Below are 24,820 nucleotides of genomic sequence, written 5' to 3' on the forward strand. Positions count from 1 at the left end.
TGGAAATAACATTAAAAAAAAACTTCTACTTTTGCAAAAATTTTCTTGATGTCAAAAAATTTAGTCATTGTAGAGTCGCCGGCGAAAGCAAAAACCATTCAGAAGTATCTGGGAAAGGATTTCGAAGTGAAATCCAGTTTCGGACACATCCGCGATTTACCCAAAAAAGGAATGGGGATTGATTTGTCAACATTCACCCCGGATTACGAAGTTTCTCCAGATAAAAAGAAACTCGTTACCGAACTGAAAGCCGCAGTGAAGAAAGCCGATATGGTTTGGCTTGCTTCCGATGAGGACAGGGAAGGTGAAGCTATTGCATGGCATCTTGCAGAGGAACTGAAATTAAAAGACGACAACACGAAACGTATTGTATTTCATGAGATTACAAAAAATGCAATCCTGAAAGCAATAGAAAACCCCCGTAAAATTGACCAGAACCTGGTAAACGCGCAGCAGGCAAGAAGAATTCTGGACCGTATCGTAGGTTTCGAAATGTCACCTGTGCTGTGGAAAAAAGTGAAAACAGGGCTTTCTGCAGGTCGTGTGCAGTCTGTAGCTGTGCGGCTGGTTGTAGAAAGAGAACTCGAGATAAGAGGTTTTCAGCCTAAATCAGCGTTTAAGGTAGAGGGCATTTTCCTTAATAATAACAAGCAGGAAATTTCTGCGAAACTCAAAAAAGACTTTGCTAAAGAGAGCGATGCTGAAGATTTCCTGAATCTTTCCCAAAACACAGAATTTAAAGTTCTGAATGTGGAAAAAAAACCTGGAACCCGTACTGCTTCAGCACCATTCACCACTTCAACTTTGCAGCAGGAAGCGAGTAACCGTTTAGGTTATGGTGTAACTGCGACAATGCGGGTAGCACAAAGGTTATACGAAGAAGGTTTTATTACTTATATGAGAACCGATTCCGTGAATCTTTCTCAGGAAGCCATCAACGGCGCAAAATCTCAGATTATATCTGAATTTGGTGATCAATATTCCAATCCGCGCAATTATACCACCAAATCAGCATCAGCCCAGGAAGCGCACGAAGCTATACGCCCGACAGATTTTTCTGTAAAGAGAATCGGCGATGAGCAGCTCAATAAACTGTACCAGTTAATTTATAAAAGAACTTTGGCAAGTCAGATGACGAATGCCAAAATCGAAAAAACAGTGATCGAAATCGGTAATCCGAAACTTCCGCAGCATTTCGAAGCACAGGGCGAGGTTATTGTTTTTGACGGTTTCCTTAAAGTATACGGAATCACAAGGACCGATGAAGATGATGAAGAAAACAATGAAAAGTTATTACCGAAAGTTTCAGTAGGGGAATTCCTGGATTATAAGAAGATTGAAGCCACCGAAAAATTCACAAAACCCGCTGCAAGATATACCGAAGCAGGTTTGGTGAAAAAACTGGAGGAATTGGGCATCGGAAGACCTTCAACCTACGCCCCAACCATCCAGACTATTCAGAACCGTGAATATGTGGATAAACGCGAGATTCTTCCGCAAGAAAGAGAAATTCTTAAGATGTCTCTGAGCAAAAAAGAGCTCAAAAAAGAAATCTTAACAGAAAAATTCGGCGGTGATAAAAATAAATTTGTCCCAACCGATATTGGCGAAGTGGTAAATGATTTCCTGACGCAGAATTTTGCTGAAATTTTAGATTTCGGATTTACTGCAAAAGTAGAGCAGGATTTTGACGAAATAGCCAGTGGATCAGAAAAATGGAAAGAAGTTTTACAGGGCTTTTACAAAGATTTCCATCCTAAAATTGCTGATGTAGAAGAAAATGCTGACCGCGCAAACGGAGAACGAATACTTGGTGTTGATCCCAAATCCGGCAAAAATGTAATTACAAGAATAGGCAGGTTTGGACCGATGGTTCAGATTGGCGAGCAGGATGACGAGGAAAAACCGATTTTCGCAAGTCTGATGCCTTCGCAGAATATCGCAACAATAACGTTAGACGAGGCTTTGGAACTCTTCAAAGTTCCTTTTGATTTGAAAGAATTTGAAGGTCAGTCTGTTACAGTCGGTGTCGGCAGGTTCGGGCCTTATGTGAAATGGGGCGAAACTTTCATCAGTATTCCACGTGGGGAGGATCCTCTTTCTGTTACTCAGGAACGTGCAGAAGAAATCATTAAAGAGAAAAAGATTGCAGATGCACCAATCGCAACTTATAAGGGCGAGCCGGTAACAAAAGGAAGCGGGAGATTCGGACCGTTTATTAAATACCAGTCACTTTTCATTAATGTTCCGAAGCGTTATGATTTCGAAAATCTTTCTCAAAGCGACATTAACGAACTTATCGATGCAAAGCTTGAAAAAGAAGCCAACCGATATATTCAGCAGTGGGAAAAAGAGAAAATCTCCATTGAAAATGGCAGATGGGGCCCATTTGTTAAATTCGGGAAAACCATGTTCAAAATTCCTAAAACAAAGAAAGATGAAAAGTATACTGCGGAAGAACTTGCAGACGTTTCTTTGGATGAGGTAAAAAAATGGATCACCGCACAGGATAAAAATGCTTTTAAGGAAAAACCTAAAAAAGCGGTTGCCAAGAAAACTACAGCCAAGAAAACTACAGTTAAAAAACCTGTGTCAAAAAAGAAATAGTTACTAAGTACAAGAATATAAGACCTGATGATTTGTTCATCGGGTCTTTTTCTTTTTAAACGTAACATTCACGGCAGTGATAGCCCGGAAGTATCATTTTTTTAGCAATTTAGCTTTGAAGTATTATTTAATTTACAAGGCATTGAATATTAATTTTTTTTGAGAGAGGCAGAATCTTCTGAATCGCTTTCTACGAGGGTTTTTATCTCATATATAGTCACTTACATTCTTTGAAAATTTTATTTCTGACGGTTTAATTGTGAAAATTTTTAGTTTGAATGTGGATTATATTTATATATTTGCCTCCGCACAGATGAATTTAGGAAAAAAATACTATTTGGATTAGAAAACACAAACACAAACGATGCTAAAAAAATTTACAAGTTAACCTTTGTAATATTTTTTTATCTATGACCAGACTTCATCTGTTAGTATTTTGCTTTTTAGCAAATGCCGCGTATTCGCAATCAGCGAATTATGCTAAAGCTCCCAACAGTTACATTTACGATTTAGAATTAGCCCAGTCAAAAAATTACGGGGGCATAGAAATTCCCGTTAGAAAAGCATACGAAATTTGGTCTAATTACGAGTATTTGAAAACCAACGGCTCCTTTACTCCAATTCCTGCCGGAATTCAGTCCGCTTCAATTTATTGGGAAGATGTTCCGGGACTTGTAGAAAAAGTGAGTATTTCATCTTCTTCCAATCCGGCGGATTCTAAAATCAAGGTAGCTATCAATAAAGGCAAAGGCAAGGGTAATGCTGTAATAGCCTTTAAAGTTGACGGAACCATATACTGGAGCTGGCATATTTGGGTAACCGATGATCCACAGAATGGGGTAGCTTATTATCATGGTACAGAAACTGATATTGATGGAAATCTGATTAGTGTCGAATACATGGATAGGAATTTAGGCGCTGTTACCGATAGTTTTTTGGGTAACGAGTGGCAGAAATCCGGTGGTTTAATGTATGAATGGGGCAGAAAAGATCCATTTCCGCCTTTAGTTTACAAGGATGCAGATTTCTATGAAGTTTCCGGCGAAGTAGGAGTTTTGAGACATCGTCAGATCGATCCTGTAAATACGATTCCGGTGCAGGTAAGACCTTTCAATGAAATCGAAAAAAACATCAAATTTTCGGTCAACAATCCGATTACGTATATTATTAATACTGATGCTACCGGAAACTGGTTTTCGAGCAGCAGATACAAAGTTGCAGGAACAAGTCCCAATTATATGACATGGGATTTATGGTCAGATAATGCGAAAGGCGGCAACAGCAACGGAAACAGTTCTAACGCAGCATTGAAGAAAGAAAGCCGCTCTTATGAACTGAAGTCTGAACTGGATCCATGTCCGAACGGCTGGCGGGTACCGTCATATTATGGCCGCGAAACCCAGAACAATAATTTAGCTTTCTTCGGAAAGCGCGACTGGAATAATGATGATAATGTGGTCGCAAACAGACAGCTTTTTCCCACATCGGTAAATCCAAGTCTAGACGGGATCAGGGTTTACCCAGGTTTGGGAATGGATTTCACCAGTGCGCAGGGAGGAGTCAGAAATTTAGGAGTTATACCGGTGTCGGGCGGATACGTATATTATCCCAATTCAACTGCACCTAATGCGCCGGTCGGCATCACATTTCAGGACGAAAATGCTAATGGTGGTCTGTGGAGTGCTACTTATTCCTACGATGGGGCAAGAATATTTTCAATGGTCTCGGATCCTTTCAGAACAAATACCAGCGTAGGTCTTCATGCGATTTACAATAACCAGACAAATCCCACCAAATCCGGAAATGCGGTAAAATGCATGAAAGATCCCAATCTTGCAAAAATCGGTGATTTTCCGACAGAATATTTTGCAAGCGCAAAAGAAAACTACACTGAAGGTTTAGAGAATCCTAACTCTTACGTGGTTGTAGATCAAAGCGAATTACAGATACCGGTGAGCAAGGCATTTTCAGTCTACAATCAGATTCTGTCTGATCAGGAAATGCTGGATGATAAAGACCTTATTGCAAACGTGCTTTGGACTACCAATACAGCATTGATCGAGGAGGCTTATATTAACCATCATCCTAAAGATGCCAGAAAATCCTCAATCGTTCTTAAGCTGAATCCGTCAGAAAAAGGAAATGCAGTAATCTCCCTTCACAATAATAATAAAGACAATCCTGTGCTTTGGAGCTGGCATATCTGGGCGACCAACGAAGATCCTACTGTAAATGCGGTGACTTACATTACAGAAAATGAAGTTCCGGCGGACTATAATTTTGTAAACGCCACTGTAAGTAAAATGCCGCCTTTAAAAACTGTCTTTATGGACAGAAATTTGGGTGCGGAAAGCAGTGACATTAACTCTGGGTTGGCTGGCGGACTCCATTACCAGTGGGGAAGAAAAGATCCTATTCCTTCATTTGCAACCATGAATACCGACATCATTTACCTCGAATCTAAAGGACAGCAGGTTTTTTGGCCCTATTTATCTTTTAAAGGTGAAACTATTAATTACATCGACCTGAACGGGAAAAATTACGAATATGATTACACGGATTCTTATGAAGTTTACGGATCATCAAATCCTGTGCGCTCCAAGAAAATAAGCGAAAATATCAAGTATTCGATACAGAATCCGCTAAGGTTTTTATACCACAAAGGAACAGGAGCAATCTACGATGGCGGTAACCATTATGGTAACGATTTGAAAAAAGTACGCGACTGGGTTTCCGATGAGCGTGGTGTAGCAGACAACCGATGGGGGCATGCAGACAAAAAATCGCCTTTCGATCCCTGTCCTGAAGGCTGGCGTGTACCTGATGTTTCCCTCACACATCTTTACATCGGTTCCAAAGGAAATTCACCTTGGTTCAACAGCTACAGCAATGATGCCTACGGTAAACCCGGTGTAATCCAGGACCAGTGGCACGATATCGCCAACTTTTATAAAGGAAGCTCGGCAGGCAACAACGGGTGGAAATTCGAAGATTCATCCTTTGCCATCGGGCAGTTCCCTAAAGACGGTATAAGAGGCGAGTTGGGAGGAAATAAAGTAACACTGGAAAGAACCGGAGTTTGGACTGCAGCTATGGCAGATATGAATACCGGTTTTGCACTTGCAATGCAGTTTGAAGGGAATAAAATGCAGTCCGGAACCGGAGTTTACCCACAGGCAGGCATGAACGTGAGATGCGCTAAAGATGAAAAAAGACTGCTGGGAACCCCGGTAGAAAGAAGCAGCCAGATACTTACCACGCAGCAGCCGCAGACCGTAATTCAGCAGCCTGAAAAACGCGACCTACAGGTATATCCAAATCCTTTCAAAGATGAATTTCATGTCGCTAATCCCGATGCAGTGAGCTTCGAGATCTACGATTTCAGCGGCAAACTTCTTCTTAGCGGCAAGATTAATAACCAGAAAGTATCCGCTGGAAAAATGCAGAACGGGATTTATCTCATTAAAATTTCAATGAAGGATGGCTCGGCACTTACCAAAAAAATGATTAAACAATAATTGACTGATTAATTACCCAAAGCACAATCTTAAGGTTGTGCTTTTTTTGTTACTTTTGTTGATCTAAACCTCACATTTTTCATTATCAGACCATGAACATCGAAGATATTATCATTACGCCCCGAGAAATTAAAACTGAAAAATGGCAGCTCGGCAGTATTATATCTCACGATATCCAGGAAAATGGTATTGTACTTATCTTCTGTTCAGACTATCGCGGAGTGAAAAATGGTGAAGCCGAAATTCTCGATTTCAGGAAAGTGAGGAATGAATTTTACAGACTGTCCAAACTCGATTTCGAGGTTTCGTTATGTGATTTAGGCGATGTTATTTCGGGCAGGACGCATCAGGATACGCACTACATCCTTCAGGAACTTCTTTCTATGTGTCATTACAAAAATGCTGTTCCGGTGATTATCGGCGGGAGCAACGATCTCGCATTCTCTCTGTTTTCAGCACTTAATTTTCATCAGAAAAATTTAAATTACACTCAAATTTCAAATATTATTTCCCTCGCTAATGAGGGAGAAGAAATCACTGAAAAGAATTTCCTTTCAAGAATCTTAAGTTCAAAGAACTTCACCATCAAAAATTATCACCACCTGGGCTATCAGAAACATCTTAATGAAACAGACTCGGTAAAATTGATGAAAGAGGTTGAATTTGATGTGATAAGGCTTGCAGAAATGATGAATTCTACGGAAAAAACTGAGCCTTTTTTCCGGCGCGCAGATTTGGTAACAGTAAATTGCGATGCGGTAGAAAGTCCTGGCGACGGATTTTCGGTAAACCCTCAGGTGAACGGATTGAACAGACGCGAGATCTGTGCCTACATGAAAGAAATTGGCCTTAGCGAAAACCTGAAATCAGTCGGAATATTCAACTTTAATGCACATTCAGATACCTTCATCAACCACCAGTTGCTTGCGCAAATGATATGGCATTTGATTGAGGGCATAAATATTCAGCACACGCATCCCAAAGACCGCCAGTACGAAACCTTCTGGGTGATGATTGACGAGGAGCAGTATGCATTTAAACGCGACAGTTTTTCGGGATTGTGGTACTTTGGCGACGAAGAGAAACCGGAAAATCTTATTCCGTGCTCCCGCCTGGAATATGAAGATGCAAAACGCGGTCATTTAAATATCCGTTTTATTAAAAACTGATCCCTTTAAATGATCTTAACAATTTATATTCAGGTAATTACAATCGCATGACAAGAAGAGAGCACTTAAGAAGAACGGTGAAAAACATCAAGAATCAGTTTGTAGGAGAACCGGTGCATCGCAGGCATTTTCTGGCAGCGTTTTACAACCACTACATTTCTAAAAACCTAAAGCTTCCGGTTTTCATTAAATTTCCTAAGGCACAGTTCAAATACCAGAATGTAACTTTAGAAACACGCCCGAATACGATTGATTTCTGGGCAACACTGGAAAGCTACGAACCGGATCTCACCCAATTTCTAACCGAATTTCTGAATGGTGAAAAAGGTACTTTCATCGATGTGGGTGCGCACATCGGCAGGTTCAGTACGCTAATGTCAAAACAGGGCTGGAAAGTAATCTCCTTTGAACCTTTAAAAACGAATTTCAGGGCACTTGAGCATAATTTGAAGTCAAACGGAGTTTATGAAAATGCGCAGATTTTTAATGCGGGACTTGGCAATAAGACCGACAATGAGACCATTTATTTCAACAGTCTTGAACTGGGTGAAGCGTCTGTAAGCGAAAAAAATGGCGACAGCAAAGATGAGGTGAAGATTCTGCGGTTTGATGATCTTTACCAGGATTTTGAAATTGAGAATTTATGCATCGTGAAAGTTGATGTGGAAGGTTATGAGGAAGAGGTTTTGGAAGGGATGCACGAATTTGTAAGCACACACAAACCGCTTTTTGTCATCGAACTTTGGGCAGAAAAATCACCAAAACTGGTTGAATTTCTGAAGTCGCAGGGTTATAAGCGGTTGCATATTTTCTGGTTTGTAGAAGAAAAACACAGCCCCTACATCAGCCAAATGTACGAGAGATACAACCGCTACCACTTGAATTATGACTATGAGTAAATCTTTACCCGGCATTTTCTCAAATCCATTTCTGCTTATTCTGGTTACGGTACTCATTAAGATTCCCGTGTTTTTTACGCATCATATTCAGGAAGACTCTTTTATTACCTGGCGTGTCGCAGGTAATTTGCTGAATTATGGTGTTATAGGTTTTAATGGTGAAGAAGAGCTTTCGGCTTCTACAACACATTTGTATGTTCTGGTGTCTGCTTTTTTTCAGTTGAATTTCGGGGAATATTTTATTTATCCGCAGCTTATTTTCAACTGTGTTCTTTTTGGAATAGGATCATGGTGGTTAGGAAAAGTTCTGTTTCGGAAAGACTTAGTGACCCGTGGAATTTTTGTGATTTTACTGAATATGGTTCCGCCTGCGCTTACAGCATCCTGCCTTGGAATGGAGTATGGAATCCTGTTTTTTCTTTACAGCGGCCTGATCTATTTTGGATTACGGAAGGGCAAAGAATGGGCATATTTCATCTTCCCGGTGCTGCTGCTTTGGACCAGGATCGATACCGTCATATTCCTAGGTGTATTTTTTGTAGCGGATCTTATCATCAGAAAAAAACTCAATCCGGCTTTTATTTTCGGAGGAATTGTAGGCCTCGTGAGTGTTGTGGCTTTTAATATGATTTATTTTGGGGAGCTGGTAAACCATACAATTAAGGCTAAAAAAATTGCCTATAAAAATCTCTCCAGAAATAATAGTTTAGAGTTTCTGCTCTTCCAGTGGGCGTATTACGGCGGACTGATCAAAAAATATTCACTATTTACATTTTTAATCTTCACCGGTTTTCTTGCTGCGCTGGGATATGGCATTTACAAAATGATAAAGGAGCCAGCCGAGATTACCTTTCCTACCAAAGTAATTGTGCTTGCCATGTGTGCCTTTGCGCTGATTAAAATTACGGTTTTTGCTTTCCTTCAGGCCTATTTCGATTGGTATTACTGGCTGCCACGGGTTTTTCTGTTTGTGGTGGTTTTATATTATTTGCTTCGGTTTGTCCCTGTTAGAAAGACAGTTCTGCTGCCATTGATCTTTACATTTTGTTTAAGTTTATATGGATTCCAACTGCTGCAGTCGTGGGCAATCGGTTATATGGAGGAGACCCAGAGGATGCAGATTGCAAAAGATATTCAGAATGAAAATCCCGACATTGGCGAGTCTATATTTTTGGAACCGGCAGGCAAAATACCGTATTATACTCATTTATACACTTATGATGAAGTAGGCCTGGTCAACAAGAAAATAACTGCTCACATGCAGAAAGATGAAAAGTACTGGTGGATGAATGCTGTAAAGGAATATAAACCCGATTATATTGTGACCATCATCTACAAACCCGGTGACGCAAAAAGTTATTACAGAATGACTGCTACTGATAAGGCTTATTTCGACTCCCATTATCAGTTTATAAAAAGCTATCCGATTGCAGAGCTTCACCAGAATGCGCCCCAAATTCTGCGCTGGATTTACGGAATCCGCCCAATTGGTCAGGATTATTATTTGTACCATTTAGCCAAATAAAAGGACAGTTGATGATTAAAATTTCAGTTATTGTTCCTGTTTACAACGTTGAAAAATACCTCAGAAATTGTTTAAATTCTTTGGTGAATCAAACTTTACAGGAAATTGAGATTTTAATAGTGAACGATGGCAGCCCTGATTCTTCGCAAATTATTATTGATGAATTCAGTGAAAAATTTCCTTTAAAGATTAAATCTTTCGTCAAGGAAAACGGAGGACTGAGTGATGCCAGGAATTTTGGTCTCGATCGCGCAACCGGAGAATTTATCGCGTTTGTAGACAGTGATGACTCGGTTTCTGAAAAAATGTTTGCCGAAATGTATGCACTCGCCAAAAAACACGAGGCTGAAATGGTCATCTGCAATCTGCAGAAAGTTGACGAGGCGGGAAAAATCACACAGAAACTCACCCAAATTCCCAATATGCCGGAACGGATTGTTCTGGAAGATCATTTTTCAGTCTTTGCAGATTTATCCTATTTCGCGTGCAATAAAATTTTTAGAAGAGATTTATTCGCAGGCAAAAGATTTGAAAAAGGCATTCATTTCGAGGATATTCAACTTATTCCGCAGTTGCTTCTGAAATGTAGTGTTATTGCTCGGACGCAGAACTATCATTATCATTATCTGGAACGCGAAGATTCGATCACTAAAACGCATACAGAAAATGGTTTGGATATTCTGCATGCCGTTGATGAGGTTGAAAAAGCGTTTGAAAATTCCAGATATTCCCACATGAAAAAGGAAATAAAAAACTTTAAAATTCTGGAGGGCGTTTATACTTTTCTTGCCTATCTCGCTTTTGTGAAAGATGAACAGATCTATCAGAAGATGTCGCGGGAACTGAAGGTTTTCCTCCGTAAAAATAAGATTTCGACTGTAGATATATTGTCGTATAGGCGTTTCGGTCGGAATTATCTGCTATATTTGCCATTGAAGAAAAAAATTTATTATTTGCTGTATTTCATTGGGCAGGAAAAACTGCTGCGGAAATTGGTATAGAACACGAATCTATTTATGCCCATTCTACATCCCGTTTTTACCGTAATTTTCCTCTTTCTTGCATTTGCGAGTTACTGGGAAATTTTCCGGCTGGAGAAAAAACAGAGTGTTTTTACGTGGGTTACCGCCATCCTGATTATTCTTGCAATCGGGTTCAGGATCGATGTGGGAGCAGATTATCCTGTCTACAAAATGCTTTTTTCCGGATTTGCTATTTACACAACCTACGGAGATGTTCTCGATAAGGCGCTTTTCCGGCCAAATTCTGAAGAGATTGAATGGATCTTCGTACTCATCAATAAACTCGTTTTCGATTTTGGTTTTCCGTTTTATATCGTAACCTTAATCATGGCGGTAATTGCGGTTTCGCTGAAATTTACTGCTATTTATAAGAATGTTGCATTTCCCACATTGGCATTACTGTTTTATTTTATGCCGATTATGTTTTTTGAGGATTCGGGGCAAATGCGACAGGGCTTGGGAATTGCGGTTTGCGTGGCTTCTTTTAAGTTCATTAAAGAACGTAATTTGCCCATGTTTTTGCTGTGCATTTATATCGCCCTGGGATTTCATAAAACGGCAATCATATTTCTACCCGCATATTGGCTTGTGCTGATTCCCATGAACAGTAAAAGGATTTTCTGGGTTTTGGTAATTGCGCTGCTTTCCTCACCCTTCGAGCTTTACCGCGTAGGAAGTGCTTTTTTTGGTTCAATAGCTCCTCAGGATATTTCCGGAGCATATACTGGTTATCTGGATGACCGGTACTATGGAACAGAGGTAGAAACCGGCCTTAATGATTTGGTGAAGATTATATTTATTGTAATTTTAATCCGATATGATAAGAAAGGTTGCGATGAGGTTTGGTGGTACGAATATATGAGAAATCTGGCCGTATTTGGGATGGCGCTGTTCTATTTCTTCCGGTCTAATGAAATTTTTGCAGTCCGGCTTCCGGGAGCATATATGTTCTTTGTAACGATGTTCTGCCTCAGTAATTTAGTATACGCTGTAAAAGGACGGCAAAGACAGATTCTCTATCTGGGATTTATGATGTATTTTGTAGCCATGTTTTTCTACTTTGGAAGTGGAAATGCTCACCGTGGCGGATTTACTACAGAACGGTATAAAAATGCACTTTGGTAAACAGTAATGGATGAAATAAAAGATTTACTCGCACAATCCGGAATACCACAGTTCTATGTTAAGTTAGGGCTGGGATTCCTTTGTTCGTTTCTGCTGACATTTTATACGATTCCTACCGTAGTGAAAATTTCGAGGCGAAAAAACCTGATGGACGAACCCGGGGCGCGCAGTTCGCATTTAAGAAAAATCCCAAACCTGGGCGGGATTTCTATCTTTTATTCTCTGGCAGTTTGTGCCTCTATTTTTGCGTTCGAACTTTTTGATATGTACAAATTTCTGTTCGCTTCGCTGGTAATACTTCTGTACATCGGCGTGATGGATGATATCGTGGTGATGCGTGCTTATAAGAAACTCTTTGCACAGATTATCGTGACAGCCCTTATCGTAATTGGTTCAGATGTGCGTATCAGAAGCTTTTTTGGACTTTTTGGAGTTTATGAGCTCAATTATTTCTTCAGCGTGGCAATTAGTATTTTTACTTTCATCGTGCTCATCAACGCATTTAATTTAATTGATGGTATTGATGGTCTTGCCGGGGGTTACTCCATCCTTTGCAGCGCGATGTTCGGAATCAGTTATTACAGGCTGGGTGAGTACAATTATCCTCTTGTGGTGCTTTCCGGCGTTATTATAGGGTCGGTAATCGGTTTCCTGTATTTTAACCTTTCCAATTACCGGCAAAATAAAATATTCATGGGAGATACCGGATCTATGATTCTAGGTTTTCTTCTGGCCTTTACAGCAATCTGTTTTATTGATATTTTCATTGATAAGCAACTGCCTGAAGTTCCCAGATATTACCTCCAGTCAGCGCCGGCAATTGCTATGGCGATTCTTATACTGCCGATAATTGATACTCTGAATGTATTTCTCATCAGAATCATATCCGGGAAATCACCTTTAGTGGCCGACAAAAATCACATTCACCATTCTTTGCTGAGGTTAGGCTTAACTCACCGGAGGTCAACTGTTTATATTTTGCTGTACTATTTGTTTATCGTAAGCGTTGCATATTTTTTCCGCCATATTAATGTTAATCTCCTGCTTTTAGTCATTATAGTTCTTGGTTTTGTAGGCGCATATCTTCCGAAAGTTGTGTTATTATTAAGAAAACCTGTATAATTATTGTTATTTTTGTAAAAACCACATTTTAAAATGATGAAAACCCATAAAGTTTTATTTTTCCTCCTTATTCCTCTTCTGCTTTCGTCGTGCATCTCTACAAAAGACGTCCGGTATCTTCAGCCCAATGAAAGTCTGGTAATCAACGAAGAAGGTTTGGTTCCCTATAATATTCCCATTTACAGAGTGACTAAAAACGATATGCTGAACCTGAATATTGTAACTACACCAAAAGGCGACGCAGCACAGTTTTATTCCACATTAAATGCGCCGCCCGCTGCAGCGGTAAGTGCAGCTTCAGGATCAAATTCTGCAGGAGTAATGAGCTCCGTTGGTGGCCAGGGCGGAAATTCAAATTTCTATTTCAACGGACTGAAAGTAGATTCCAAAGGTGACATCAATATCATGGGAATTGGCTTTGTAAAAGCGGAAGGAAGAACTATAGAAGACATTACTCAGGAAATCCAGAACCGGGTAAATGAAAATTTTGTAGAAGGTAAATCAGAAGTCCGCCTCAATACCGACGGAATTACCTACTATATTTTAGGAGATGTGGAAACCATAGAAATTTCCGGCGAAAAAAAAACACATAAAAACACTTTAACAATTACCGAAGCACTTTCCATTAATGGCGGACTTAACAGGACGGTGGACCGAACCAACATCAAAATTCATAGAAAGCTGCCCGAAGGGATAAAGATTGCCCAAATCGATCTAACCCGCGAGGATGTAATGAATTCGCCTTATTATTGGGTGCAGAACGGCGATGAGATTTTCCTCACCACCAGATCCAAAAACCTGAACGGATTAGGCAAAGATCCGATCCAGACTCTTACAACAGGGGTTTCTGTAATTACCACCGCAATGTCGATTTACTTAATTCTAACACGACTCTAATGATTCCCGGTAAAGAAAACACAAGTAAATCTGCCTCTCAACAATCCGAAAAAGTCGGTTCTTTCGCCTTTTTTGATGTCGAGCATTTCGTCAGAAGAATTATTAGAAACTGGTATTGGTTTGCACTGATGGCGGCCTTTGGGTATGCTATTTCATGGGTGTACAGCAAGTATTATGCGCAGCGCATTTATGCTTCTAACCTGTCACTCAGTATTTCGAATAATACGGCTAGCTATTTCACTCCAAATCAATCGATTAACTTCATTTGGGGTCAGAATGGAAATCAGGACGGGATTTATCTGAAAAAGATGCTCCTCTCCCGTTCACACAACGAATACCTGGTAAAGCAACTGGACCTTTTCATTAATTATTCAACCAAAGGAGTCATCAAACAGACTTACCTCGACAAATATGATTCTCCGGTTTTTCTTGAAGTTGATAAAAGCCATCTGCAACAGGTAAACTATCCGATTACGCTTATTCCTAAAACCGGCGGAAGATATGAGGTTGTACTTCCGGATGAAGGTCAAACAACATCGCTCTATTCTTATGTTACGGAAAATTTCACGACCGTTTCCCCTTATAACAGGCCTGCGAATAAGGTGATTTCGGTGAACGAATGGTATGTGTCCCCGAATTTTAAATTCAGACTGGTAAAAAATCCACAGCCGACTCCGATTGTTTTAGAGAATATAATTCTTAATCTGTCAACTGTTAATCAAACAGTTAATGACCTGGTTTCAACCATCAATGTCGATTTCGATAAAGAAATCAATACCATTATGATTATTTCTAAAAGCGGTTATAATCTGAACGGAACGGTGAACTTTCTTAATACCTCGGTAGATGAACTTCAGCGAAAAAGACTTATTGACCGTAATACTGTAGATAAAAACACTGAGAATTACCTCTACGAAAATCTAGCAAAAATACGTAAGAAATTAGATTCCAGCGCTTTAGTGCTTAATAATATGAAGATCAGTGAAGGTCTGTATGATATTAAAGACCGCGATGAAAAAGCACTTTTACGGATCAAGGAGCTCGAAACAAAGAAAGCAGATCTACTCACGAGGATTAATTCACTCAACAGCATCAGAAATACCCTTGCATCGCAGAATCTGGACCGAATGATCAGCATGAATGCAGCCGGAATTGAAGACGGAGTTTTCAGCGCTACAGTATCAGAGCTTAAAGCACTATATTTAAAGAGACGCGAACTTGCGTTGATTTACACCCCGAATTCGGAACCGATGCGCGAAATCAACAGGTTGATCAACGAAGCGAGGGGGAATTCAAATGGTTCTCTCCGAAATTATTATACCACTTACCTGAACGAAATCGCTAAGATTGACAGGCTGATTGCAGGCGAAAGTATAGATTTAGTAGCGTACCCGGAGAAAGAAAGGAAATATCTGGACGCAGAACGGGGATACAATATGATTGAAGCAACCTACAACACTTTGCTGACCAAACAGAACGAAACGCAGATACGGGTTGCCACCAATAAATCCGATATTACCGTAATCGATCCTGCAAAGAATTTGGGACAGGGACCTATTGCTCCGGACGTGCAGAGAACGAAATATTCTATCATCGGTGGTTTGCTTTTGCTGCCATTATTGATTATTGGAATTTCTGAAGTGTTGGATAACCGCGTGAGGAACATTAAAGAATTGCTTCAGGCCACCAGGATTCCGCTTCTTGGAGTTATCGGCAAAAATACACATGATAATAACCTTACAGTTCTGGAGCAGCCACGATCATCAATATCTGAGGCCTTTCGGGGAATACGTGCCAATCTGAGGTTCCTTCATAAAGAAGATAATAAATCAAAAGTGATTTTACTTACCTCTTCGGTGGGTGGCGAAGGAAAAACCTACATTTCAATCAACATCGCCTCGGTACTGGGTTTAAGCGGAAAGAAAACAATTCTTTTAGGAATGGATTTAAGAAAACCGAAGATTTTCGGGGACTTCAAAATTGATAATAAATACGGAATTTCTAACTATCTTACCGGTGAAGTTGACATGGAGAGGATTATAAATCAGACCAAAATCCCCAATCTTCATGTAGCGACATCCGGCCCTATTCCGCCAAATCCTTCGGAACTCTTAATGAGCGACCGCAATATAAAATTCCTTGAAGATTTGAAAAAGATCTACGATTTTATCGTCATCGATTCTCCGCCGGTTGGTTTGGTTGCAGATCCCTTTGAGCTCATGAAGTATGCGGATGCGAGTATTTACGTTGTAAGGCACGAATATACCGAGAAGTATATGTTGAAGATGATTACAGAAAAATACCAGAATCGGGAAGTGCAGAATCTGGGGCTGGTTTATAATGATTATCAGCAGCAGCAGGGCTACGGTTATGGGTACGGGTATGGTTACGGCTACGGTTACGGTTATTTTGATGAGGATAAGAATTACCAGGAACCCACGCTGATTAAAATCCGGAATAAACTGAGAAAACTTTTCGGCCGAGCTTGATCTTAATAACCCTCGCAGTGGAGGGTTTTATTATAGTGAAATCATAAACTGGTATAATTGCCGTTTTTAGATCAATAAATTATGCTTTTTTGAGGTTATTTAACTTAAAATTAAGAATTTCCTTAAAGTAAAAATGTTTTATATTTGCAAAATTATTTATGAAAATTGATGTTCAGTCATTCATGCACAACAAACTGATTTATTCCTTCTTTGCGCTTATTTTAATGTCGGGTTTCTATAAGGGACAACGGCACGAATTGGGGGTGCAACTGGGCATGAGTAACTTGGTTGGCGATATCGGTAGAACAAACTATATTCTCCAGAAACCTGTTTTAAGCAACATTGGTGATTATGGGATTCCTTTCTATGGCGGAATATTGTACCGAATGAATTTTAATCCGTACCAAACCGTACGGTTGAATGTAGGATACAGCCATATTCAGTTTTTAGATTCTGTGGCGAAAGAGCAGTACCGCAGGAACAGAAATCTGTGGGGAACCAATTCGATTCTTGAGGCTGATTTAATTTTCGAATATAATTTTTTCCCGGTAAATGATGAACAGAAAAGCCTTGCAAGTCCCTATATCTTTGCAGGTGTGGGCGGCTTACTTGCAAATTCTACCAAAGTTTCACTGGTTAATGATTTCAGACGTGATGCAGGTGGTACAGCAATTGCCCCTACGAGCAGCACCGATTTCGAGACCTCTCCGACTTACGAGTCGGGTAACCAGCTTACAATGGCAATCCCGTTCGGCGTTGGTTTGAAGTATAAATTTAATTATAACTGGGCACTTTTCGGAGAGTTCATGTTCAGGCCTACATTTTCAGATTCAATCGACTACAGTGTTGTAAACGATAAAGAAGTGAAGGTTACTTACAATAAAGATATTCTGGCCCCGGGATCTACAAAATCACTGTTGCAGGAGAGCCCTTATCTTCAGGTAGCAGAAGAAAGAGCCGCAGAATTTCTGAAAAACCGTGAAGTAGGAAATATAAATTCAAAAGACTGGGTAAATACCGTATCGATAGGCCTTACCTATTCATTTGGCAGACCCCCTTGTTATTGTGGAGAGTAAAATAATGCAGTCGTTTAAAGAGAGAATCAATACGCATCAGCTTCCCCAGCATGTCGCCATTATTATGGATGGCAACGGAAGATGGGCGAAATCACGTGGTGAAAAAAGAACTTTTGGCCACAAACACGCTATTAAAGCAGTTCGGGAGGCCGTAAACGCATGTAACGAAATCCATATTCCTTTCCTTACCCTTTACACATTTTCCTCAGAAAACTGGAACCGTCCGGATGATGAGGTAGATACGCTGATGAGCTTGATTTCTGAAACCATCATTTTAGAAGCCGAGGAAATCTTCAGTAAAGGTTTACGGATGCATATCATCGGTGATGTTGAAAAATTACCTGCCGACGTGCGCGCAAGTATGCAGCATTTGGTGGATATCACTAAAGATAACAAAAAAGGAAACCTGATTCTTGCCTTGAGTTACGGCTCACAGCATGAAATCCTTAGCGCGGTAAAACAAATCAGCCACAAAGTAAAAACCGGTGAACTTACGGAAGACGAGATCACGGAAAAAGTTTTTGAACAGCATCTTTACACCAAAGATTTCCCCCCTGTAGATTTATTGATCAGAACCAGTGGCGAGGTACGTATCAGCAATTTCCTGCTCTGGCAGATCGCCTATGCAGAGCTGCAGTTTCTGGATATTCTGTGGCCGGATTTCGGGAAAGAAGATTTTTTCAAGTGCATCTACGATTACCAGAACAAAGAGAGAAGATTCGGCAAAATTAGCGAACAGCTCGACGAAAATATATAAAAGAAAAGTTAGCAAGATAAAAAATGAAGTTTAAATTCTTACCCATCATCATGTTTGCGGCTTCGGCGCATTTCTATGGTCAGATAACTCCCGAGCAGACGCCGCAGGACAATAACCCGGTGTACGCTCAGAACGAAACAGGATCCTACATCCTTAAAGACATTGTGGTAGATGGCGTAAAAAAATATACCCCCGCACAGATCTTAAGATTTACCGGTCTTAACAAGAACGAAAGCGTAGAAATTCCAGGGCAGAAAATAAGTAACGCCATTAAAAAACTGTGGGAAACACAGTCTTTTTCTGAAGTTGAAGTATATATTCAAAGCATCGAAGGCGAACAGATCGTGCTTCGCTTCAATCTGCAGGATCTTAAAGACCTTGGAGAAGTGAAATTTACAGGTAAAGGAATTGGGAAGTCGAAAAGTGAAAAACTCGCCAAAGACAACAACCTGAAACCCGGAACCAAAATCACCCAGAATTTAGTTTCAACCCTGAAAACGAATATTCCGAAAGAATATATTAAAAAGGGTTTCGCTGACGCCAAAGTAACTATTGAGGATAAAGTTAATGCCCAGGATCCTGAATTGGTAGACTGGACGATTAATGTGGAAAGAGGTAAAAAGGTGAAAATCAGCCATATTGAATTTGAAGGAAACGAGAATGTGTCAGACAGCAAACTGCGCAAAAAAGGTTTCAAAGACACGAAGCAGAAAAGATTCGGTATTCAGGGCATTCTGAAACCATCAAAATTCATTGAAGAGAAATATGAAGAGGACAAGAATAATCTTGTAAACTACTATCGCTCATTAGGTTTTCGTGATGCGAAGATCGTTTCCGATTCCGTGTGGAGAAATCCTAAAAATGATTTTGAAATCAATGTAAAACTTAGTGAAGGAAAAAAATATTATATTGGAGACATCAATTTCCTTGGAAATACAGCGTTCTCTACCGATTATCTTCAGAAAGTTTTAGGATATAAAACCGGTGACATTTATGATGCTGTTGGTTTCAACAAGAAAGTAGGCGAGGATGGCGGAAAAGAAGACGATTCCGATATCAAGTCAATTTATATGAACAACGGATACCTGTTCTCTAACGTTACTCCAATCGAAAAATCAGTTGCAGGTGATTCCATCAATTTGGAAATCCGGATTAACGAGGGCGAAAAAGCAACATGGAACCGTGTGACATGGAGTGGGAACACCACAACGCATGACCACGTAATTTTGCGTTCATTGAGAACAAAACCGGGAAGTTTATTTGCTAAAAGCGATATTAAAAGAACGTATTTTGATTTGGCCGGGATGCAGTTTTTCGATCCGCAGCAGGTTGGTCAGAACATCGTTCCGAATCCACAGGATAACACAGTAGATGTACACTGGACGCTTGTGGAAAAAGGTTCTTCTCAGGTTCAGCTTCAGGCCGGTTACGGTGGTGGATCATTTATCGGTACTTTAGGACTTACATTCAACAACTTTTCACTGAGAAACTTTTTAAAACTTAAAGATTTTAAACCGGTTCCTCAGGGTGACGGGCAAACGCTTTCGATCCAGGCTCAGGCCGGGCAATATTTCCAGAATTACGGGATTTCATTCACCGAGCCCTGGTTGTTCGGTACAAGACCTACTGCACTTTCTGTAAGTGTAAACCAGTCTTTGGTAAGATATTCAGACCAGTTTGGCGATACTCAGAAACTGAACATTTTCTCTGCAAGTGCGGGATTAAACAGGCTTTTGAGATGGCCGGATGACTATTTCTCCCTATATACAGGAATCCAGTATCAAAGCTATGATTTCAGCAATTATCCGTTCCAGTTTGGTAATGAAACTGAATATAACGGTTCTGCAAAAAATTTCAGTTTCAATGTTGGTTTGAGCAGAATGTCTGCCGGTTTAGACCCAATTTTCCCGACGCAAGGTTCCAACTTAGAAGCTTCGGTTAAGTTTACGCCCCCTTATTCACTCTTCAGCGACAAGAATTATGCTGCAATGAGTAATGTGGAAAAATACAAATGGCTCGAATTTTATAAAGTGAAGATGAAAGCTGATGTATATAATACGGTTGTTGGGAAGATGGTACTTAGAAGTACTGCCGAGATGGGCTTCCTGAACGGTTATAACAAAGAACTTGGTGCACCGCCGTTTGAGAGATTTTATGTAGGGGGAACTGGATTGTTTGGTGGAAGATATGACGGTAGGGAATTGGTGCCGTTACGCGGTTACGAAAATGCATCCTCAACAGGCGGAACCCTGGAAGATGTAACTCCATACGGTGGAGCAACGATCTATAACAGATTTGCGCTCGAACTCAGATACCCGATTTCTATGAATCAGACCGCAAAAATTTATGCATTAAGCTTCCTGGAAGGCGGTAATGCATGGAATTCGTTCGGGACCTATAACCCATTCCAGCTGAAACGTTCGGCAGGTGTCGGAGTTAGAGTTTACATGGGCGCGTTCGGACTTATCGGTTTCGATTTTGCTTACGGTTTCGATAAAACGCTTATGGGTACTGAACCTGCAGGATGGAAAACCCACTTCCTCATGAATCAATCATTATAAAAGGTTATTAGATGAAACAGATCAAATTATTTTCGCTGCTCCTTCTCATATTTTCTGGTGCTCTTGGTGCACAGAAAATCGGAGTTGTCGATACCGATTATATCCTGAGTAAAATGCCTCAGTACAAGGATGCGCAGGACAGGCTTAATGAGCAGATTGCCAACTGGCAGACCGAAATCCAAACATTGCAGTCGGATTTTGATAAGAAAAAATCCCTGCTGGAAAATGAGAGAGTCCTTTTGGTAGGCGATCAGTTGAAACAGCGCGAAAAAGAAGTTGATGACCTTGATAAGAAAATCAAGAACATGATCAATAACCGTTTCGGTACTCTTGGTGAAATCAACAATGCAAGATCAAATCTCACCAAACCTTTCCAGGACCAGATATGGAACGCAATCCGTACAGTGTCAGAGAAAAACAGTTTGGGCATAGTTCTTGATAAAAGCAATAACATTAGTGTAATTTTCCTCGAAAAGCGTTATGATTATACAGATAAAGTGTTAGATTTGTTGCTGAAAAACTCAGGAACAAAAGGCACGGAAAAGCCTGCAAGATCAGGAATGAGCGAGGCAGATGCAAAAGAGGAAAAATTAAGACTGTCTAGAGACAAAGAGATCAAGAATCCAGCAACGCAGTCTAGAAGATCAAAATAAATTTAAACAACAATAAATTATTCAACCCCAATTATGAAAAAATTAAGTGTATTATTTGCAGCAGTAATGATGTTGATAACAGCAGGAGCAGTTAACGCTCAGAAAGTTGCATCTATGGATTACGAAGCTGTATTGGCAGCAATGCCTGAAACTAAGAAAATGACCACAGATTTAGATACTTTCAGCAAAACTAAAGGTGACGAACTTCAGAAGCAGGCAGAGTCTTTCCAAAAAGAAGTTCAGCAATACCAGGCTGATGGTGCTAAAATGACAGAAGCTCAGAGAACTGCTAAAGAAGGTGAATTACAGAAAAAGCAGCAGAATCTGCAGGCGTTGCAACAAACTGCTCAACAAGATTTGGCTTCAAGAAGAGATGCAGCGGTAAAACCGATCATCGACAAACTGAACAATGCAGTTGCTAAAGTAGCTAAGGCAAACAGTTTTGATTTCATCATCGATTCTACGGCATTAATCTACAAAGGTGGTCCGGACGCAACTCCGCTTGTAAAAAAAGAATTAGGTCTTTAATAAACCCTTTCTATAACCTAAACCATCCCGATACTTTCAGGATGGTTTTTTAATTTTGTAAAATGGAAAAAGAAATTTCATCAGTAGAGAAAGTGCGCTTCAGCGACTGCGATCCTATTGGTCACCTTAATAATGTAAAATATCTGGAATACATGCTTAACGCAAGAGAAGATCATGTAGAAAGCGGTTACGGTTTTACTTATGAGGGCTATACCCGCCAGACAGGATGCACCTGGATCACCGTACAGAACGAAATTGCTTATCTTAAAGAAGTGCGTTATAACGCCAAAGTGCAGATTTCGAGCAAAACAATAGAACTGGGCGACCGGCTGTCGAAAGTCGAGATTCTAATGAAAAGCGAAGACGGAAAAACCATTCACAGCATACTGTGGCTTACCGTAATCTATTTCAACATGAAAACACGCCGATCAGAATCACAGCCTGAAGAAACAAAAGACCTTTTCCGCAAATTTTTGGTAAATTTAGAGGAGAAAGATTTCCAAAGCAGAGTTTCATATTTCAGAAAACTGAATAAATCAGCCGCAAAATGACAAAAAGAATACTGATTATCGGAGGTAACGGACAGTTAGGGAACTGTATCCGAAAGATTGCTCCTGATTTTGAAGACCGATACGAATTTAATTTTACCGATTCAGCAACGCTTGACATTACAGATGGGTCTGCAGTTTCTGATTTTTTCTATGACTATAAACCGCAATTCTGTATTAATGCTTCAGCTTATACTGCGGTAGATCTTGCGGAAACAGAGCCTGAAAAAGCCTTTGCAGTAAATGCAGACGGAGTGGCCAATTTAGCTGAAGCTTGTGCTGAATATAACTGCGTATTGATTCACGTTTCTACCGATTATGTTTTTGATGGTGAAACTGAAATTTCTTATTCTGAAGATAATTTTACGAATCCGCAAGGCATTTACGGAGCCTCAAAACTGAAAGGTGAAGAACTCTCGATGGATATTAATCCAAAGACAGTGATTATCCGCACATCGTGGCTGTATTCAGAGTTTAATAAAAATTTTGTGAAAACAATGCTGAACTTATTCTCCACTAAGGATGAATTGGGAATTGTTGCGGATCAGTTTGGTCAGCCTACCAATGCTAATGATTTAGCAGAAGCAATCATGAAAGTCATCGACACTGAAACAAAAACCTTTGGTATTTTTCATTTTTCCAATTATCCTGAAACAAGCTGGTTCGGTTTTGCTAAAAAGATTGCAGAATTTTCAGATTCGGGAATTAAACTCAATGCAATTACCACGCAAGATTTTCCTACTCCGGCCACAAGGCCGAAACGAAGTACAATGGCTTTAGATAAAATAGAAAATATTTACCGCATTGAACTGAATCATTGGGAGAATTCTCTTGAAGATTGCATACAAATTCTACAGAAATCATGAAAAAATCAGTCTTTTTATATGTGATTCTGTTCAGCCAGGTTTTGTTCGCACAGAATGTTGTGCTTAATAAAGTTTCAAAAACAAATTCGAACAGCGATAGGTTTCTTTATAAAATAAATCCCGAGGTAGTAACTTCAGAATACCTGGGCGAAATTGAAGTACAGGGATTTTCTGACGACGATGTTAAAGTTTTCGGGATGATCTACAAAAAAGCAAAAGAAGTGGGAGCAAATGCTTTCTCGTATCTGCCTTTTGAAGCTGTGGAAGGTGGAATGCAGAAATTTGATCCGGCCCATTACAGACTCAGTCTTTATTATGTTGCGCCCGATCAGTTCTCCAAGGAAGACAATATTATTTATCTTATTGCCTCACCGTTTAAGAAACAGACGATCGCCATCAATAAAGCTAACAGGACTTTTCAGCCGCGTACTTTTACAAAAATGATGCTTACTCCAGGCGAAGTTTATACCGTTTCCACTAGAAAACTTTTGGGTTCGGCTATCAAACTTTCTGCACAGGAAAACCAACCCGTACAATTTTTTCAGTTTTCGGCCTTTTCAATGAATTCTAATACTGATGGAAACGCTGGTATTAACCTAAAATCTGGAGATATTACCAGACTGGAGCAGTCTTATGCTCAGTTTTTAACCACCGTTTATCAGTATCAGGAATAATATTGCTGCAAATTATATTTAAATTTAGACAGATGAAAGTAGATATTCTGGCCATTGGCGCCCATCCGGACGATGTAGAACTCGGTTGTGGAGGAACATTAGCTAAATTAATTTCCGAAGGGAAAAAAGTTGCGATTGTTGATTTAACGCAAGGCGAACTCGGTACACGCGGAACTAATTTTACCAGAGCTGAAGAAGCCGCGGAAGCTTCCAGAGTACTTGGGATTTCAGCACGTGAAAATTTGAAAATGAAAGACGGTTTTATTCTCAATACTGAAGAGTATCAAATGCAGGTGGTGAAAATGATCCGTAAGTATCAGCCAGAAATTGTTTTTGCTAACGCAATTGACGACAGACATCCGGATCATGCGAAAGCCTCGAAATTGGTGTCAGATGCGTGTTTTCTTGCAGGATTGGTGAAAATTGACACAGTATTGGATGGTGAAAACCAACAACAGTGGCGTCCAAAGCAGGTTTTCCATTACATCCAATGGAAAAATGTAATTCCGGAATTTGTTGTGGATATTTCAGATTTCATGGAGAAGAAAATAGAAGCCTGTCTCGCCTATAAAACCCAGTTTTACGACCCCAATTCCAATGAACCGATGACTCCGATCGCGACGAAGGATTTTCTGGAAAGTTTAACTTACAGAGCTCAGGATTTAGGCAGATTGTCGGGTGTTGGTTTCGCTGAAGGATTTACTTCGGAAAAGTTGCTTGCTTTCAAAAATTTTGACGGAATAGTTTTGTAATTTCTCGAAAAACCCTATATTTGCAACCTCAA

19 protein-coding genes are annotated in these 24,820 nt (G+C 40.0%); all 19 read left to right on the forward strand.

The window, feature by feature from the left end; translation table 11 throughout:
- Positions 1-48 precede the first annotated feature (48 nt).
- The 19 genes from topA (at position 49) to bshB1 (ending at position 24,788) form a co-directional block, all read left to right on the forward strand.
- On the forward strand, positions 49-2,607 hold the full coding sequence (gene topA / locus KTV93_RS07955) for a type I DNA topoisomerase (protein ID WP_218248425.1): 2,559 nt from the start codon (positions 49-51) through the stop codon (positions 2,605-2,607).
- A 410-nt stretch (positions 2,608-3,017) separates the two neighbouring features.
- Complete coding sequence (locus tag KTV93_RS07960; RefSeq protein WP_218248426.1) at positions 3,018-6,125, forward strand: T9SS type A sorting domain-containing protein; 3,108 nt, start codon at positions 3,018-3,020, stop codon at positions 6,123-6,125.
- Between the two features lie 92 nt (positions 6,126-6,217).
- Positions 6,218-7,294, forward strand: coding sequence for a formimidoylglutamase (locus tag KTV93_RS07965; RefSeq protein WP_218248427.1), 1,077 nt, complete (start codon positions 6,218-6,220; stop codon positions 7,292-7,294).
- Between the two features lie 47 nt (positions 7,295-7,341).
- A complete protein-coding gene (locus tag KTV93_RS07970) occupies positions 7,342-8,193 on the forward strand; it encodes an FkbM family methyltransferase (protein ID WP_218248428.1) in 852 nt (283 codons plus the stop codon).
- Positions 8,186-9,718, forward strand: a complete 1,533-nt coding sequence (locus KTV93_RS07975) for a hypothetical protein (protein WP_218248429.1) — start codon at positions 8,186-8,188, stop codon at positions 9,716-9,718. The genes KTV93_RS07970 and KTV93_RS07975 overlap by 8 nt, the downstream gene beginning before the upstream one ends.
- Before the next feature lie 11 nt (positions 9,719-9,729).
- Complete coding sequence (locus tag KTV93_RS07980) at positions 9,730-10,719, forward strand: glycosyltransferase family 2 protein (RefSeq protein ID WP_218248430.1); 990 nt, start codon at positions 9,730-9,732, stop codon at positions 10,717-10,719.
- 15 nt (positions 10,720-10,734) lie between these two features.
- Positions 10,735-11,865: an EpsG family protein gene (locus tag KTV93_RS07985; RefSeq protein ID WP_218248431.1), complete on the forward strand. Its 1,131-nt coding sequence runs from the start codon at positions 10,735-10,737 to the stop codon at positions 11,863-11,865.
- Positions 11,866-11,871: 6 nt separating this feature from the next.
- Positions 11,872-12,987 carry a glycosyltransferase family 4 protein gene (locus KTV93_RS07990; protein WP_218248432.1) on the forward strand — a complete coding sequence of 372 codons (1,116 nt, stop codon included), beginning with the start codon at positions 11,872-11,874 and terminating at the stop codon, positions 12,985-12,987.
- A 33-nt stretch (positions 12,988-13,020) separates the two neighbouring features.
- A complete protein-coding gene (locus KTV93_RS07995) occupies positions 13,021-13,884 on the forward strand; it encodes a polysaccharide biosynthesis/export family protein (RefSeq protein WP_218248433.1) in 864 nt (287 codons plus the stop codon).
- The gene (locus tag KTV93_RS08000; protein WP_218248434.1) at positions 13,884-16,373 is read left to right on the forward strand and encodes an exopolysaccharide transport family protein; all 2,490 of its coding nucleotides are present in this window, start codon (positions 13,884-13,886) and stop codon (positions 16,371-16,373) included. Before KTV93_RS07995 ends, KTV93_RS08000 begins: the two co-directional genes overlap by 1 nt.
- A 158-nt stretch (positions 16,374-16,531) precedes the next feature.
- Positions 16,532-17,449, forward strand: coding sequence for a type IX secretion system protein PorG (porG, locus tag KTV93_RS08005; RefSeq protein WP_230259135.1), 918 nt, complete (start codon positions 16,532-16,534; stop codon positions 17,447-17,449).
- A 4-nt stretch (positions 17,450-17,453) separates the two neighbouring features.
- Positions 17,454-18,206, forward strand: a complete 753-nt coding sequence (locus KTV93_RS08010; protein WP_218248435.1) for an isoprenyl transferase — start codon at positions 17,454-17,456, stop codon at positions 18,204-18,206.
- Between the two features lie 23 nt (positions 18,207-18,229).
- Positions 18,230-20,767, forward strand: coding sequence for a BamA/OMP85 family outer membrane protein (locus KTV93_RS08015; protein WP_218248436.1), 2,538 nt, complete (start codon positions 18,230-18,232; stop codon positions 20,765-20,767).
- An 11-nt stretch (positions 20,768-20,778) separates the two neighbouring features.
- Positions 20,779-21,420 (forward strand): OmpH/Skp family outer membrane protein, encoded by a 642-nt coding sequence (locus KTV93_RS08020; RefSeq protein WP_218248437.1) that lies wholly within the window; start codon positions 20,779-20,781, stop codon positions 21,418-21,420.
- A 33-nt stretch (positions 21,421-21,453) separates the two neighbouring features.
- Entirely contained in the window at positions 21,454-21,948 is a 495-nt protein-coding gene (locus KTV93_RS08025) for an OmpH/Skp family outer membrane protein (RefSeq protein WP_218248438.1), read from the forward strand.
- Positions 21,949-22,010: 62 nt separating this feature from the next.
- Entirely contained in the window at positions 22,011-22,499 is a 489-nt protein-coding gene (locus KTV93_RS08030; RefSeq protein ID WP_218248439.1) for an acyl-CoA thioesterase, read from the forward strand.
- Positions 22,496-23,362, forward strand: coding sequence for a dTDP-4-dehydrorhamnose reductase (gene rfbD, locus KTV93_RS08035; protein ID WP_218248440.1), 867 nt, complete (start codon positions 22,496-22,498; stop codon positions 23,360-23,362). Before KTV93_RS08030 ends, rfbD begins: the two co-directional genes overlap by 4 nt.
- The gene (locus tag KTV93_RS08040; protein ID WP_218248441.1) at positions 23,359-24,036 is read left to right on the forward strand and encodes a hypothetical protein; all 678 of its coding nucleotides are present in this window, start codon (positions 23,359-23,361) and stop codon (positions 24,034-24,036) included. The genes rfbD and KTV93_RS08040 overlap by 4 nt, the downstream gene beginning before the upstream one ends.
- 32 nt (positions 24,037-24,068) lie before the next feature.
- Positions 24,069-24,788, forward strand: coding sequence for a bacillithiol biosynthesis deacetylase BshB1 (bshB1, locus tag KTV93_RS08045; protein ID WP_218248442.1), 720 nt, complete (start codon positions 24,069-24,071; stop codon positions 24,786-24,788).
- The last annotated feature ends 32 nt before the right edge of the window (positions 24,789-24,820 follow it).

The sequence above is a fragment of the Kaistella faecalis genome (assembly GCF_019195395.1).
In the GTDB taxonomy this organism is placed as follows: Bacteria; Bacteroidota; Bacteroidia; order Flavobacteriales; family Weeksellaceae; genus Kaistella; species Kaistella faecalis.

Excerpts from the sequence above, each read along its gene's own strand:
- KTV93_RS07970 (WP_218248428.1), top strand. The coding sequence starts at position 7,342 with ATGACAAGAAGAGAGCACTTAAGAAGAACGGTGAAAAACATCAAGAAT.
- bshB1 (WP_218248442.1), top strand. The coding sequence starts at position 24,069 with ATGAAAGTAGATATTCTGGCCATTGGCGCCCATCCGGACGATGTAGAA.
- KTV93_RS07980 (WP_218248430.1), top strand. The coding sequence starts at position 9,730 with ATGATTAAAATTTCAGTTATTGTTCCTGTTTACAACGTTGAAAAATAC.
- porG (WP_230259135.1), top strand. The coding sequence starts at position 16,532 with ATGAAAATTGATGTTCAGTCATTCATGCACAACAAACTGATTTATTCC.
- KTV93_RS08025 (WP_218248438.1), top strand. The coding sequence starts at position 21,454 with ATGAAAAAATTAAGTGTATTATTTGCAGCAGTAATGATGTTGATAACA.
- KTV93_RS07995 (WP_218248433.1), top strand. The coding sequence starts at position 13,021 with ATGATGAAAACCCATAAAGTTTTATTTTTCCTCCTTATTCCTCTTCTG.
- topA (WP_218248425.1), top strand. The coding sequence starts at position 49 with ATGTCAAAAAATTTAGTCATTGTAGAGTCGCCGGCGAAAGCAAAAACC.
- KTV93_RS08015 (WP_218248436.1), top strand. The coding sequence starts at position 18,230 with ATGAAGTTTAAATTCTTACCCATCATCATGTTTGCGGCTTCGGCGCAT.
- KTV93_RS07985 (WP_218248431.1), top strand. The coding sequence starts at position 10,735 with ATGCCCATTCTACATCCCGTTTTTACCGTAATTTTCCTCTTTCTTGCA.
- rfbD (WP_218248440.1), top strand. The coding sequence starts at position 22,496 with ATGACAAAAAGAATACTGATTATCGGAGGTAACGGACAGTTAGGGAAC.
- KTV93_RS07975 (WP_218248429.1), top strand. The coding sequence starts at position 8,186 with ATGAGTAAATCTTTACCCGGCATTTTCTCAAATCCATTTCTGCTTATT.
- KTV93_RS07960 (WP_218248426.1), top strand. The coding sequence starts at position 3,018 with ATGACCAGACTTCATCTGTTAGTATTTTGCTTTTTAGCAAATGCCGCG.
- KTV93_RS07990 (WP_218248432.1), top strand. The coding sequence starts at position 11,872 with ATGGATGAAATAAAAGATTTACTCGCACAATCCGGAATACCACAGTTC.
- KTV93_RS08010 (WP_218248435.1), top strand. The coding sequence starts at position 17,454 with ATGCAGTCGTTTAAAGAGAGAATCAATACGCATCAGCTTCCCCAGCAT.
- KTV93_RS08000 (WP_218248434.1), top strand. The coding sequence starts at position 13,884 with ATGATTCCCGGTAAAGAAAACACAAGTAAATCTGCCTCTCAACAATCC.
- KTV93_RS08040 (WP_218248441.1), top strand. The coding sequence starts at position 23,359 with ATGAAAAAATCAGTCTTTTTATATGTGATTCTGTTCAGCCAGGTTTTG.
- KTV93_RS08020 (WP_218248437.1), top strand. The coding sequence starts at position 20,779 with ATGAAACAGATCAAATTATTTTCGCTGCTCCTTCTCATATTTTCTGGT.
- KTV93_RS08030 (WP_218248439.1), top strand. The coding sequence starts at position 22,011 with ATGGAAAAAGAAATTTCATCAGTAGAGAAAGTGCGCTTCAGCGACTGC.
- KTV93_RS07965 (WP_218248427.1), top strand. The coding sequence starts at position 6,218 with ATGAACATCGAAGATATTATCATTACGCCCCGAGAAATTAAAACTGAA.